The sequence below is a fragment of the Pedobacter sp. 05L430 genome (assembly GCF_056397585.1).
In genome coordinates this window covers 1-14,254 of the sequence record NZ_JBFTNT010000092.1, presented here as the reverse complement: position 1 = coordinate 14,254, position 14,254 = coordinate 1, and the positions used below count along the sequence as shown (strand labels likewise).

Below are 14,254 nucleotides of genomic sequence, written 5' to 3'. Positions count from 1 at the left end.
TTCCAAGTCCTGCCGGGTTACCGCCAATTGAACTCATGTCTCCGCCAACTCCAATTTGCGCTCCACCCATACTTTTAAATCTGGAGGTGCTACCATAATTGGTTTGAGAGAATTTTAAAGCATCAGGCGAGTAAATCTGGGCGTATGTTGTTCCTGAGATGGCTACTGTAGCCACCAGAGATAGTATCAGTTTTTTCATGTATCTTAATAATAGATTTTAAGTGCACCCTGCGTGATGCAGGGCACTTTAAGTTATCCTCTTCCTGATCTTGATGATCTGCCACCGCCACCACCGCCGCCGCTGCTACCACTGCTGCTTCTTCCACCACCACTGCTTTCTCTTGCAGGAGGGCTGTAGCTAGGTCTGCTTTCTGGCTGACGGGCCGGAGCACTTTCTCTTGTAGGTCTTACAGTTTCAGTACGCGTAGGTCTTGTTGCTTCGCCACGAGAAGGTCTGGTAGATTGGCCATCAGACGGTACTCTGCCCGGTCTTGTTGAAACTGTTCCATCAGCATTAGTTCTTGAAGGTCTGGCTCTGTTAGGAATGATATTTCCATCAGCATCTACTCTGGTTGCCGGTCTTGCATATCTGCGATTCACGCCAACTCCATTTTCTCTACCCACAGATGGTCTGGCCCTGTAATCAGGTACATTGGTAGTTCTGCCGGTGTAATAGCCACCGCCCCACAGTCCGCCACCCCATAAACCACCGCCCCAAAGGCCTCCTCCGTAATAGCCACCGCCGTAGTAGTAGTTATTCCAGCCAAAGTTGTTGTAACCCCAGAAAGGAGAACTTGCAAATCCCCAGCCTCCATAAGGAGAATTCCAGTAGCTGTTGTAGAATGGACTATATCCAAAGTCCAATGAACCAGAAGAATACCACCCAGAATAATAATATGGATCGTAGTAAGTTCTGAAAGGACTTGAGTAATAAAATCTGTTTATACGAGATGAGTAATCCTGATCGTAATAGTAATCACTTGTTCCGTAATAATCACTCTCATCATATTGTTCATCAGCATATTGCTGATCGTCGTATCGAGGTTGCTGTACTTGTTGAGGAGCGGGGGTATAAACCTTTGCCTTCACCGTACTGCTATAAACGTCATCATCAGTATTGGCACTTTGCTGCGCAAGCCTTGGCGCAGAGCAAGACGTAACAGCTATGGCTGCTAAGACGAGCATTCCTGTGAATAAATGGTTAGGTTTCATAACTATATGTGTTGTTTGTGTGTTGCAATTTTTTTGTAGGTATAAATTTATAAATTTGTAGCCTACATTACAAGTCATTTAACACAAAAAACGTTCCATTCAGCTATGAGCAAAGGCATTACAAGTAAAAACGAAGATTATTCCCAGTGGTATAACGACATTGTTATAAAAGCTGACCTGGCAGAACACTCATCCGTTAAGGGATGTATGGTGATAAAACCTTATGGATACTCCATTTGGGAGAAGATGCAGGCTATTTTAGACCAAAAATTTAAAGATACAGGACACAGTAATGCTTATTTCCCGTTATTCATTCCAAAGTCATATTTTTCAAAGGAAGCTTCTCATGTTGAAGGTTTTGCAACAGAATGTGCCGTTGTGACACATTATCGTCTTAAAAATGATGGAAATGGGAACATTATTGTTGATGAAACAGCCAAATTGGAAGAAGAATTGATCGTTAGACCAACCTCTGAAACCATCATTTGGAATACTTATAGAGGATGGATTCAATCCTACAGGGATCTTCCTTTGTTGATAAATCAATGGGCAAATGTTGTGCGTTGGGAAATGCGTACCCGTTTGTTCTTGCGTACTACTGAGTTTTTATGGCAGGAAGGACATACCGCTCACTCAACTTCTGATGAGGCAATTGAAGAGACAAGAAAGATGCTTGATGTTTACGCAGATTTTGCTGAAAACTGGATGGGTTTGCCAGTGGTAAAAGGTGTAAAAACGCCAAATGAGCGTTTTGCAGGAGCCTTAGATACGTATTGCATTGAAGCATTAATGCAGGATGGAAAGGCGTTGCAAGCTGGAACTTCTCACTTCCTTGGACAGAACTTTGCTAAAGCATTTGATGTAAAATTCACGAACAAAGAAGGTAAGATAGAGCACGTTTGGGCAAGCTCGTGGGGTGTTTCTACACGTTTAATTGGTGCATTGATTATGGCGCATAGCGATGATGCCGGTCTGGTACTTCCTCCAAAACTAGCTCCAATACAAGTTGTTATTGTTCCTATTTACAAAGGCGATGAGGAGTTAAGTAAGATCTCAACATTTGTTGACGAATTAATGCCAAAGCTGAAACGTTTAGGGATTTCTGTAAAATACGACGACCGTGATACGCAGCGTCCGGGCTTTAAGTTTGCTGAATATGAGCTTAAAGGGGTGCCAATTCGTCTGGCTATTGGTGGTAGAGATATGGAAAACGGCACCGTTGAGCTTGCAAGAAGAGATACCAGAGAAAAACAAACTGTAATTCAGGAAGGCCTTGAAATTCATATTGCACAGCTTTTAGAAGAGATTCAACAAAATATCTATAACAAAGCCTTCGACTATAGAACTGAGCATACTACTGATGCCAATTCTTATGATGAGTTTAAAGAATTGCTTGATGGTAAAGCCGGATTTATTGCTGCACATTGGGATGGAACACCTGAAACAGAGCAAAAAATTAAAGAAGAGACTAAAGCTACCATTAGGTGTATCCCGTTAGATAATAAGCTGGAAGAAGGGGTTTGTATTTACTCAGGTAAGCCATCTACCCAAAGGGTATTATTTGCACGCGCTTACTAAATTTTAATGGAATGGAAACTGACAACTACAGTAAAATACTGAGCGAATTCGAGAGTAAAGCTTCATTAAAACAAAAGATATTTAGAAACACTACTGAGGTCTTTGGCTTGCTGAAGACCCAGCTTTCTAAAATTGCGGTTAAGCTGCAAACAGATTATGTGGTCAAAGATCCCTCTGTTGAAGTGCATTTTAAGGAAAGCGGTAAATTTGAAGGTCAGCTTAAGTTTTCAGGTGATATGTTGATGGTTTCTATGCATACCAATGTGTTTGCCTTTGATAAAACACATTCCATATACCAAACAAAGTACATCAAAGAAGATGAGTCTCTAAGTTTTTGTGGAACTATTTATATCCATAATTTCCTTGCTGATTCTGTGAAATATAACAGGTTGGCAGATGAGGGATCGCTGATTGCACGTATACTGGTTAATAAGGAAAAGCATTTTATGGTTGAGGGGGAGGGGGCGCTTGATTTCTTATACCAAAGCATGGCTGAAAACGTTGTAACGGAAGAAAAGCTAACAGATATTATAGAGCGATCTATTCTTCACTGTCTGGACTCTGATCTTTTATTACCCCCTTTTGCAGAAATAAAAGAAGTAACTTTAAATCAAAAACAATCAATGCTGGCTTCAAGCGGTTATCCAACCAGTAAAAACCTGGGTTACCAGTTTAAATCAGAAATTGAGCAGAACGATAATATATGAAATTTGCAACTAAAGCGATCCACGCCGGACAAGAGCCTGATCCTACAACGGGAGCAGTGATGACCCCGATTTATCAAACCTCTACTTACTGGCAGAAGGCGCCAGGTGACCACAAAGGGTTTGAATATTCGAGGGGTACTAATCCAACTCGTAAAGCACTTGAAGATTGTTTGGCAGCATTAGAAAATGCTAAATATGGACTGGCTTTTTCGAGCGGAATGGGCGCTACAGATACTGTATTAAGGTTATTGAAGCCTGGCGATGAAGTGATTACGGGGAACGATCTTTATGGTGGTTCTTATCGCATATTTACCAAGGTTTATGAAAAGTATGGCATTAAGTTTCATTTTCTGGATTTATCGAAACCGGAAAACATACTGCCACACATCAATGAAAATACTAAATTGGTCTGGATAGAAACGCCAACCAATCCAACAATGAGGATCATTGACATTGAGGGTGTTGCTAAAATTACTAAACAGCATAAGTTAATTCTTACTGTTGATAATACTTTTGCATCTCCATATTTGCAGAATCCAATGGACTTAGGTGCTGATATTGTGATGCACTCTGTAACCAAATACATTGGTGGTCACTCTGATGTGGTAATGGGCGCTTTGCTTGTAAACGATGATCAGCTTTATAAGGACCTTTGGTTTATTTACAATGCCTGCGGAGCAACTCCAGGACCTCAGGATTCATTTTTGGTGCTGAGAGGTATTAAAACGCTTCACTTAAGAATGAAAGCGCATTGTGAGAACGGAGAGAAAGTGGCCCGTTATCTTAAAAATCATCCAAAAATTGATAAGATCTACTGGCCGGGTTTCGAAGATCATCCTAACCATGATATTGCAAAAAAACAAATGCGTGGTTTTGGGGGTATGGTGTCTATAACATTAAAAGGTGCTGATCTTCAGGAAACATTCCGCGTGGCTTCTTCTTTTAAGGTTTTTACACTTGCAGAATCTCTTGGCGGAGTAGAATCTTTAATTAACCATCCAACTACAATGACTCATGGTTCTATCCCTAAAGCAGAACGTGAGAAAGTAGGAGTTACAGATAACCTGTTGCGCTTAAGTGTTGGTGTGGAGGATATTGATGATTTGCTCGCCGATTTAGAACAGGCATTAAGTTAATTCAGCAAGTCATCTCGTCATTCCGTCATCTCGAAAGAAGAGAGAGATCTCCTTGAATATCCTGACCAAGAGATCTCTCAATCGTTCCTCATTTCGAGATGACGTATTGTAAACCTCGAGATTACATAATTTAATTAATACAGTTATCTTAAACATTACACCTTGGAATTTTTAGAACTTAAAGAATTTTTGGATGTAAAGGTTGATCAGTATAACCGACCAAACTTTATTCAAAATGACCCCATCTGTATTCCACACCAGTATACTAAGAAACAAGATATTGAAATTGCTGCTTTTTTTGCGGCAATTTTAGCTTGGGGGCAACGAAAGACCATCATTAACAAGTGTATTGAGCTGTTTGAGCGGATGGATAATGATCCGCATAATTTTATGCTGCATCATGGCGAGGATGATTTAAAGCGATTGCTGGGTTTTAAACACAGAACTTTTAACGATACGGATCTTCTGTATTTCGTGGCATTTTTTAATCAGCACTATCAACAGTTCGATAGCCTTGAGACAGCATTTTTATCTCCTTCTGATGTTTTTAGAACTGATTTTTTAACTGATGAGCTTCAACATGGATACACAAAGTATGCTTCTTCGAGCTGCATGTTATCAGAGTTAACTCAGCAGGAGCCAAAAACTGAAAGATCTCTTAATTATTTCAGGTCTTATTTCTTTTCTCTTCCAGACTATCCCAGACGAACGATAAAGCATGTTTCTTCGCCAATGCAAAAATCAACCTGTAAGCGTTTAAATATGTTTTTAAGATGGATGGTAAGGAAAGATAATAAGGGTGTTGATTTCGGGATCTGGAACACAATTAAGCCTTCAGATTTGATATGTCCATGTGATGTGCATGTGGATAGGGTAGCGCGTAAGCTTGGCTTAATTGAAAGAAAACAGACGGATTGGCGCACTGCAGTGGAACTTACAAATGAACTGCTTAAATTTGATCCTATGGATCCGGTTAAATATGATTTTGCATTGTTTGGCTTAGGTGTAGAGGAGAAATTTTAAAGCTATTATGGTTACTTTTAAAGCAGAAATAGAGCGTTTTGCCGAAATGGGGGAAAAAACAGGCTGGACTTATGTTTTTATTCCACTTGCTATTGCCAATATGATTAAACCCGATTGCAGGAAGAGTTATCGGGTAAAGGGTCGTTTGGATCACATTGAAATTGAAGGCATAGCACTTGTGCCCATGGGAGAGGGGAACTTTATTATGGCGCTAAATGCGGGCATTCGCAAGCAGCTCAAGAAAGATCTGGGTGGAGTTTTAGAACTGGCTTTAGAAGAGGATACAACTTTTAAAATAGAGGTGCCAGAAGATCTGGAGGTCTGCCTTTCTGATGAGCCTCATCTGCTTAAAAACTTTTTAAAACAACCTAAATCACATCAAAATTGGTATATCAATTGGCTTAACTCGGCTAAAACAGAAGCTACCCGTACCAAAAGAATTGTGAAGATCGTTTTAGCTATGGATAAGGATTGGGATTTTGGAACGATGATGCGTGATGGAAAGCCGAGAAAAGAGGAATAGATTAAATCCTGTCGTATTTCCTGAACCAGCTCCATACTTTCATTTGGATTACTCCAATAAAAGCTTCCCTGAAAATCCGTGTACTCATTTTTGAAGTACCCTCTGTACGATCTGTAAATATAATGGGAACTTCCTCTACCTTAAATCCGTATTTAATGGCTGTAAACTTCATTTCAATCTGGAAGGCATAGCCAACAAACTTAATTTTGTCTAACGGAATAGTAGCAAGCACTTTGCGGCGGTAACATTTAAAGCCGGCAGTTGCATCCTGTATGTCGATCCGTGTAATTAAACGCACGTACATAGAGGCAAAATAAGACATTAACACTCTGCTCATAGGCCAGTTAACTACGTTAACTCCTCTAACATAACGGGAGCCCACTGCAACGTCTGCACCATTAACACAGGCTTCGCGTAAACGTATCAGGTCATCCGGATTGTGCGAGAAATCTGCATCCATCTCAAATATATATTCATATTGAGGTTTGGCCAGCGCCCATCTGAAACCATGAATGTAAGCCGTTCCAAGTCCTAGTTTGCCTGTTCTTTGTTCTAAATGAAGTGCCGGATATTCTTTCTGGAGGTTCTTAACTATTTCGGCTGTGCCATCAGGGGAACCATCATCAATAACTAATATTTCGAAGAAATAGCTTAACGAAAAAACCTTTCTAATGATTCTCTCAATATTTTCTTTCTCGTTGTAGGTAGGTATTATTACTAGACTGTCTGACACGTAAAATAAATTAAGTAGCGAAATTATGGATTCTAAATGAAAAAACCCTTAATATAGATTATACTAAGGGTTAAAATATGTTAAAACAGCTAAATTTTAGCTTACACCTTGCATCAATCGCTTAATTAAAGGAGAGAAAAGGATTAAAAATACTCCGGCAATAGCGGCATAAACAGCCAGCTGATAATATCCTGAAGTATAGGATTCCAGTTTGGTTAGCAAAGATACATCGTCTCCGCTTACAGACATTTCTGCTCCAAGTTTTCCTGCGGCAAACTGTCCGAATGCACTTGCTAAAAACCACATACCCATCATCATACCTGTTAATTTTTTAGGTGATAATTGCGTAACCAGCGACATACCGATCGGGCCTAAGCAAAGTTCGCCAATGGTGGTTACCAAATAGCCCAGTGTGAAAAGATTTAATGAAGTTACACCACTTGCATCGGCAAAAAAACGAGTATAAAAGAAGATGTAAAAGGATGCTGCCAGGAACAAGAATCCTACACCAAATTTGATAATCGAGTTTGGTTCCATTTTCTTTTTAGCGAGCCATAACCACAGTAAACCAATTAAAGGACTAAATATAATTACGAATAAAGAATTAGAACTGTTGTTTACTACGTTAGGATCGATATTGAAGAATAAAAGGGTGTGCGACAAGTTTTTTTCTGCAAAAAGAGCCAGTGAACCACCGCTTTGCTCGTAAATGGCATTGAACAAGAAGTAGCAGAAGATAAAGATAAATGCGGCAAACAATTTCATCTGAAATTTTCTGTCTTTAACTTTATACGTCTCATACAGGAAATAAATAATTGATAATGGCGCAATGGTATACATGAAATAATCTGTATAATGCGTGTTTTGAACCATTATCAAAATCAACGGAACAGAGATCAGAGAAAAGAGGTAAACACCAATTTCACGTGCTCTTTTCTTCGAGACAGTCATGTTTTTTAAAGGTGAATCGCCAATAGGGCCTAATGTTCTCTGTGTAAAGAGGAAGGTTACCAATCCTAAAGCCATAACAATTGCGGCAGCAAGGAAGGCATAATTCCATGAAACATATTTACCCAGGTATACACAAAGTGCGCCACCAAGTAAACCACCAATATTGATACCTGCATAGAACATTCCGTAACCTGCATCCCGGCGGGCATCACCCTCTTTATATAAATCGCCTACCATCGACGATACGTTTGGTTTGAAAAAACCTGTACCGATAATAGAAAGGGTAATACCAATATAAAAGAACTCTTTTGGGGAGACCGCAATGATTAAATTGCCGAGGATCATGATCATTCCGCCAAAGAAAAGTGATTTTCTAAAGCCTAAGACTTTATCGGCAAAAATACCACCAAGGAATGTGAATGCATAAACGAATGCCTGAATAGCGGCGTATTGCAGATTGGCATCTTTATCTGTAAGTGCAAGACCTACGATCTTGTCGATCATGAAAATGGTGAGCATACCGCGCATACCGTAAAAGCAAAAGCGTTCCCACATTTCCACTAAAAACAAAGCCCAAAGCTGTTTTGGGTATTTCCCCTTAAAGTCCTGGATCTCCTCCAGCGTAATGTTATGTTGCATTGTTATATCAGTTAGCTTATCTTACTTCGTGCATTAATTTTTTGATCACTGGAGTTAACAGGATAGACATTACTCCAATAGCAACGGCAACACCGGTTATGATTAAGAAGAAATAGCTAATCCCTTTTTCTGAGGCAATTCTATCAGCGTTTTCTCCAAGTATACCTGCAACTTTATTGGCAATAGCAATAGCCAGGTACCATACACCAAACATAAAGGCAATCATTCTGGCAGGAACAAGTTTACTTACGTAAGAAAGGCCTACAGGAGAAATGCAAAGTTCAGCCATGGTATGGAAAAGGTAAACCATGATCAGCCAAAAAATACTTACTGAGGCTGTTTTTGCACCAGGAACAATGTCTCTGGCACCAAAAACAAGAAATGCCATTCCCAGGCCTAATAGGATCATACCTATACCAAACTTAACGTTTGCACCAGGATTAAATCTGCTTTCCCACCATTTAGAGAACAATGGAGCAAGAGTGATAATAAACAATGAGTTAAGTACACTAAACCATGAAGCCGGGATTTGGGTAAGGCTTTCTTTTACTTTCTCAATTTTAAGCGAAGCTAAAGTAGAATCTGAGAGGTTTAAAAACCCTGCTCCATAAAAATCTCGCACTAACATCCAGATAGTAATGATCCATATGATCACAAAGCTGATGCTTAGGATAATATTAGCCAGGCCATATTTTTTGAAGGTTTGCTTAAATAATAGAAACAAAACCCATGTGATAATTCCTAAAGGAACTACAGCAATTAATGAGTTGGCAATTAAGAAGATCAAACTTGAATTACCAACCAAAATTCTGTCGGTATAATCTCTGGCAAAGATGGTTAATGTACCCGGTGCTTGTTCAAAAACAGCGAAAAATGAAAAGGTTAAGAATGCAAAAAAGGTAACTGCGTATAATTTTTCCTTAGTTACCTTTGAATATTTTGTTAGCCTGTAAAATAATAAGAACAGAAACAAGCCCAGTGCTAACAATATAGTGAAATTGGTTCCTTCCATTCCAGCTATTTTGAAGTCTAGCAGGTTGCTTGCTCCGTGGGATATCTTGGAAATAGGATCGTTAATAACCCAGATTAAACCTAAAGCGGAACAAAGAAGAACAACGATAACCTGCCATAATGTAAATGGAACCCTGTTGTCGACATCATCTTTATCGATTACAATATCTCTTGTTTTAAGTGGTTTTAAGCCGATGTCTCCAAAGATGTTCTGAGTGAAATAGAACTGTAACAAGCCGAACAGCATGAAAACTCCCGCCAATCCGAAACCAATGCTCCAGCCAACCTTTTCGCCCAGGTAACCACATAATAATATTCCAAAAAATGCACCTGCATTTACACCCATATAAAAAATGGTGTATGCACCATCTTTCTTTTCAGGATGATCTTTGTACATTAAAGATACTATTGAGGTCATGTTTGGTTTGAAAAAACCTGTTCCAAAAACCAATAGGCCAAGACCAAGGTAAATGAAAAATGGCGTTTCTACCGCCATGCAACCGTGACCTAAAGTCATCAATAAAGCCCCAACAATTACAGCCCATCTAAATCCAATTAATTTATCTGCAAAGTAACCGCCAAGCATAGTGGACAGATATACCAGAGCGGTATATGATCCGAAAAGCGACATCGCATGTTCCCGTGGCCAGCCCCAGCCTGGATGATCTCCTAAAACAGATGCTGTAAAGAACATGACCAATAGGGCCCGCATACCATAGTAGGAAAATCTTTCCCACATTTCTGTGAAGAATAAAACAAACAGTCCAGCGGGATGCCCCAGCACTTTACTTTCAAAAAAGTTATTTGGCGTATCCAAATTTTTTGTATCCATTTTAGTTTTCTTGTGTGTTATTTATAGTAAGTTTAGTTAGTTCAAGTATATTAATCTAATGCTATATCAACCTGACATGCGTTTTATATCAGGATTTTATGTTTTGTTTCGGAGTTTTTTATGTTAGTTGATTGTGCTTTTCCCTCTTTTTGTAAAAATAAGCATCGCGCAAGATAGGCACATGATGGCAAACTCCCAAATTTTTAATTTCCATCAAAGGTGTATTAAATACACTTAAAGCTTCTTTATAGCCTTAATTTTCTTGTCTTTCGGATCTGAAAAAAGGTCGTCCATCTGGTTCGGCTCATTCTTTAATTCTATGTTTTCTACTAGCTTTAATCGTCCGTTTAATAGTTTATACGCATCAAAACTTAAATCGGATGCATAATATTCAAAATTTCCCATCATTTCTTCCGAAATAGGGGCCAGGTGATCAAATACAATCATATTAACGTTCTTATCGAGCGTTACCGTCATTGTATTTTGTTTGTTGTATTCAAAAACTATCCTGTTCCTGGTAGCTTTACTTTTGGCTTCTTCAAATACAGGCTTACCAAAAATGGGTTGTTGTTCCTTATTAAAAGAAAGCACATCAATCACCTTTTTAGAAGTTTTTAAACTATTTCCTTTCCAGCCTATTAATACGTAATAAGGTTGTTGACCATTCATAATAACCGGTATGATTTCATAATACCGGGCACCATACCAGTTTTTATTGCCATTAATTCCATTGGTGTCCTTAATATTAGCAGTATCATCAATAAGAGGAAACATTTTTAATTTTCCATCTTTTGTGGCTATTTGAATGGTGCCAAAAAAACGATAAGAACCATCATCAAGAGGCACATACCAGGAGAATATCCTGAACGAGTTATCAGGCGATTTAAGAATGGTAATTTTTTTTAATGAATCGAAAGGATAAAGAAAAGATCCCTGAGTTTTTAGGGAGTTGACCAATGTTTTTATAAAAGCCGCATTTTTAGTATACCGCTCAGAGTTGCTGGTCGCGTTAAATGTCTCATCACTAAGCCTGCTTAATGAATCCTGGAATTTATGCATTGCAGGACCATTGTTAAAAGCAAAACTATGCTGTGCCTTAAGCGTTGCTGTGGCGCAGCATAGTATCATTATGAGTATCAAAGGTTTTAACCTCTTTCGCATCTATTTAATCTTTTCTATAACTATTGCACTGGCACCACCGCCACCATTACATATTCCGGCTACGCCTATTTTTCCATTGTTTTGTGCCAGAACGGAAAGTAGTGTAACTACAATTCGTGCACCCGAGGCCCCCAGTGGGTGACCTAAGGAAACTGCTCCGCCATTTATGTTCACTTTTTCTTCATTAAGTCCAAGTTCCTTATTGTTTGCAAGTGAAACTACAGAAAATGCTTCGTTAATTTCGAAATAATCAACATCGGCAATGCTTTTGCCAGCTCTTTTTAATGCTAATGGAATTGCTTTAGATGGAGCAGTAGTAAACCATTCAGGTGCCTGTTGTGCATCAGCATAAGCCAGGATTTTGGCCAAGGGCTTTAATCCAAGTTCTTTTGCCTTATCAGCACTCATTAAAACAAGAGCTGCGGCGCCATCATTAAGTGTTGAAGCATTGGCCGCGGTAACGGTTCCATCTTTTTTAAATACCGGTTTTAAACCGGGTATTTTATCAAATTTAACAGCAAAGGGTTCTTCATCTTTAGAAACAAGTGTTATTTCGCCTTTGCGGTCTTTTATTTCTACCGGAATTATTTCTGAATCGAATTTTCCTTCAGTTTGTGCTGTTTGTGATCTTTTATAAGAGGTGATTGCAAAAGCATCCTGATCTTCTCTGCTGATTCCACATTCTGAAGCACATAATTCGGCGGCAGAACCCATGTGGTAATCGTTATAAACATCCCACAGGCCATCTTTAAGAAGGCCATCTGTAATCTGACCATGACCTAAACGGTAACCGGTGCGTGCTTTATCCAAATAGTAAGGAACATTGCTCATACTTTCCATTCCTCCGGCAACAATGATATCAATTTCTCCCAGTGCAATACTTTGAGCAGCAAGCATGATTGCTTTTGTGCCGGATGCACACACTTTATTAATTGTGGTGGCAGGAAGATCGGGCAGACCAGCGAATTTAGCTGCCTGTGTTGCAGGCGCCTGACCAATATTGGCTGATAAGACGTTGCCCATGTAAACTTCCTGAATATCTGAGGGCTTTAGTCCTGCTTTTTCCACTGCCGCTTTGATGGCCAAAGCGCCTAATTGGGTAGCAGAAAAGCTTGATAATGCACCTCCAAAGCTACCAATTGGAGTTCTGATAGCAGATACAATTACTACTTCTCTCATTTACTGTGTTTTAAGTTAGTTGAAAGCAAAGTTATATAATTACAGTCATTCAGTGGTTATAACTGACCATTTTTAACATTATTGATCTGTATCATTTTTGTTTAACCGTTTTCTCCTGTTGGATTTTACGGCCTGATTGAGCAAAAATTCTATCTGTCCGTTGGTGCTCCTAAACTCATCTCCGGCCCATTTCTCAATCTCTTTAAGTAGTTCAGGGTTTATTCTGAGAACAAAAGCTTTTTTATCTTTTTCAGACATATCTAATTGTTAATTATATAATGTCCCGGTATTAACAACGGGTTGAACATTACGGTCACCGCATAGCACTACCAGAAGATTACTAACCATAGCTGCTTTGCGTTCCTCATCCAATTCTACGATATTTTTTTCAGAAAGTCTATCCAAAGCCATTTCTACCATTCCAACTGCACCTTCCACAATAAGTTTCCTTGCAGCAATTACGGCTGTAGCTTGTTGGCGCTGTAACATTGCACTTGCAATTTCCTGGGCATAGGCAAGGTGAGAAATTCTGGCTTCAACAACCTCTATTCCTGCCCGCGACAATCTTTCGCTTAATTCGGCTTCAAGTAATGAGCTTACTTTTTCTGCACCGTCTTTTAAGGTAATTGTGGCCTCTTCATCTTCAAAATTATCATATGGAAAAATATTGGCCAAATGTCTAACGGCGGCTTCACTTTGTATTGTTACATACTGCAGGTAGTCYTCAACTGCAAATGTTGCCTTTGCAGTTTCCTTTATTTGCCAAACTACAACAGCTGCAATTTCAATTGGATTTCCAAGCTTATCATTTACTTTAATCTGATGCCCGTTTAGGTTTCTCGCTTTTAATGATACCTTTCTTTTAATGGTTAAAGGGTTAACCCAAAAGAAGCCATCGGTTTTAACTGTGCCTACATACTCGCCAAAAAGGGTGAGTACTTTAGCCTCATTTGGGTTGTTGATGATAAAGCCAGGCAGTATTAAAAAACCACAAATGGCTAAAATAACTTCTACAACTACAAAACTTTGAGCTGCCATTGCCAGTAATCCGCAAAATAATATGAGCGCAATAAATACAGCAATCATTCGAATGCCCGCAGGCGGAGTAATAATTTTTTCCTGATACATAATGATATTAATTTGATATCATAAAGTAAGCAATAATTTTCCATTAAAACAATAGTTAATTAGCAGGTATCCAGGTTGTTTTTTGTATATGAAGAGTCGATAGTTAAAATCCATTATAGCTTTAAAGGCAATAAAACAAACATTCAAATGAAAAATTAATGTTATTTTTGAATCAAATTCAACATAAATCGCTTTGGCAAAAATCAACAAGAATTCTCACAGGGTACTTTACCGTAAGTATACATCAAACATTAAGTATATCATGATGGTGCTTTCTGTATTGATAATAACTGCTTTTTTACCAAAACAGCCACGTTTCAGGTACGAATTTGAAAAGGGAGAGATCTGGAAAAATAAGGACCTTATATCTCCATTTAATTTTGCAATATTAAAGACAAACCCACAAGTAGATACAGATAAAAAGGATGCATTAAATAATGT

At 38.9% G+C, this 14,254-nt stretch carries 14 protein-coding genes and 1 pseudogene; 6 read left to right on the top strand and 9 right to left on the bottom strand.

Translation table 11 applies throughout. The features are described from left to right. Together AC1DG9_RS14015 and AC1DG9_RS14010 are read right to left on the bottom strand one after the other, a co-directional pair. The coding region (locus AC1DG9_RS14015; protein WP_477634764.1) for a hypothetical protein at positions 1–199 on the bottom strand (199 nt) is incomplete at its 3' end. A 53-nt stretch (positions 200–252) separates the two neighbouring features. Further along, positions 253–1,212 (bottom strand): hypothetical protein, encoded by a 960-nt coding sequence (locus AC1DG9_RS14010; protein ID WP_172659896.1) that lies wholly within the window; start codon positions 1,210–1,212, stop codon positions 253–255. A gap of 105 nt (positions 1,213–1,317) precedes the next feature. Here AC1DG9_RS14010 and proS point away from each other — a divergent pair, with 105 nt between their 5' ends. From proS to AC1DG9_RS13985, 5 genes are all read left to right on the top strand, one after another. Beyond that, positions 1,318–2,790, top strand: coding sequence for a proline--tRNA ligase (gene proS, locus AC1DG9_RS14005; protein ID WP_172659897.1), 1,473 nt, complete (start codon positions 1,318–1,320; stop codon positions 2,788–2,790). Positions 2,791–2,801: 11 nt separating this feature from the next. After that, positions 2,802–3,497 (top strand): hypothetical protein, encoded by a 696-nt coding sequence (locus AC1DG9_RS14000; RefSeq protein WP_172659898.1) that lies wholly within the window; start codon positions 2,802–2,804, stop codon positions 3,495–3,497. After that, on the top strand, positions 3,494–4,633 hold the full coding sequence (locus tag AC1DG9_RS13995; RefSeq protein ID WP_337716619.1) for a cystathionine gamma-synthase: 1,140 nt from the start codon (positions 3,494–3,496) through the stop codon (positions 4,631–4,633). The genes AC1DG9_RS14000 and AC1DG9_RS13995 overlap by 4 nt, the downstream gene beginning before the upstream one ends. A gap of 162 nt (positions 4,634–4,795) precedes the next feature. Continuing rightward, positions 4,796–5,656 carry a TIGR02757 family protein gene (locus tag AC1DG9_RS13990; protein WP_288879063.1) on the top strand — a complete coding sequence of 287 codons (861 nt, stop codon included), beginning with the start codon at positions 4,796–4,798 and terminating at the stop codon, positions 5,654–5,656. Positions 5,657–5,663: 7 nt separating this feature from the next. Further along, positions 5,664–6,179, top strand: coding sequence for a YdeI/OmpD-associated family protein (locus AC1DG9_RS13985; protein WP_172659901.1), 516 nt, complete (start codon positions 5,664–5,666; stop codon positions 6,177–6,179). A 1-nt stretch (position 6,180) separates the two neighbouring features. Here AC1DG9_RS13985 and AC1DG9_RS13980 read toward each other — a convergent pair whose 3' ends face one another. From AC1DG9_RS13980 to AC1DG9_RS13950, 7 genes are all read right to left on the bottom strand, one after another. Next, the gene (locus tag AC1DG9_RS13980) at positions 6,181–6,912 is read right to left on the bottom strand and encodes a polyprenol monophosphomannose synthase (protein ID WP_172659902.1); all 732 of its coding nucleotides are present in this window, start codon (positions 6,910–6,912) and stop codon (positions 6,181–6,183) included. Between the two features lie 96 nt (positions 6,913–7,008). Next, positions 7,009–8,502: a peptide MFS transporter gene (locus AC1DG9_RS13975; protein ID WP_337716621.1), complete on the bottom strand. Its 1,494-nt coding sequence runs from the start codon at positions 8,500–8,502 to the stop codon at positions 7,009–7,011. A 16-nt stretch (positions 8,503–8,518) separates the two neighbouring features. Continuing rightward, positions 8,519–10,345, bottom strand: coding sequence for a peptide MFS transporter (locus AC1DG9_RS13970; protein WP_172659904.1), 1,827 nt, complete (start codon positions 10,343–10,345; stop codon positions 8,519–8,521). A 234-nt stretch (positions 10,346–10,579) separates the two neighbouring features. After that, complete coding sequence (locus tag AC1DG9_RS13965) at positions 10,580–11,473, bottom strand: hypothetical protein (protein WP_337716624.1); 894 nt, start codon at positions 11,471–11,473, stop codon at positions 10,580–10,582. 33 nt (positions 11,474–11,506) lie between these two features. Continuing rightward, a complete protein-coding gene (locus AC1DG9_RS13960) occupies positions 11,507–12,685 on the bottom strand; it encodes an acetyl-CoA C-acyltransferase (RefSeq protein WP_337716626.1) in 1,179 nt (392 codons plus the stop codon). Between the two features lie 78 nt (positions 12,686–12,763). Continuing rightward, positions 12,764–12,943 carry a type II toxin-antitoxin system antitoxin gene (locus AC1DG9_RS13955; RefSeq protein ID WP_048906559.1) on the bottom strand — a complete coding sequence of 60 codons (180 nt, stop codon included), beginning with the start codon at positions 12,941–12,943 and terminating at the stop codon, positions 12,764–12,766. A 9-nt stretch (positions 12,944–12,952) separates the two neighbouring features. Beyond that, the gene (locus AC1DG9_RS13950) at positions 12,953–13,813 is read right to left on the bottom strand and encodes an SPFH domain-containing protein (RefSeq protein WP_172659907.1); all 861 of its coding nucleotides are present in this window, start codon (positions 13,811–13,813) and stop codon (positions 12,953–12,955) included. Positions 13,814–14,006: 193 nt separating this feature from the next. On the opposite strand from AC1DG9_RS13950, the pseudogene AC1DG9_RS13945 reads away from it, so the two are divergent. Beyond that, positions 14,007–14,254 (top strand): annotated as a pseudogene (locus tag AC1DG9_RS13945) (HD family phosphohydrolase); the annotation flags it as partial.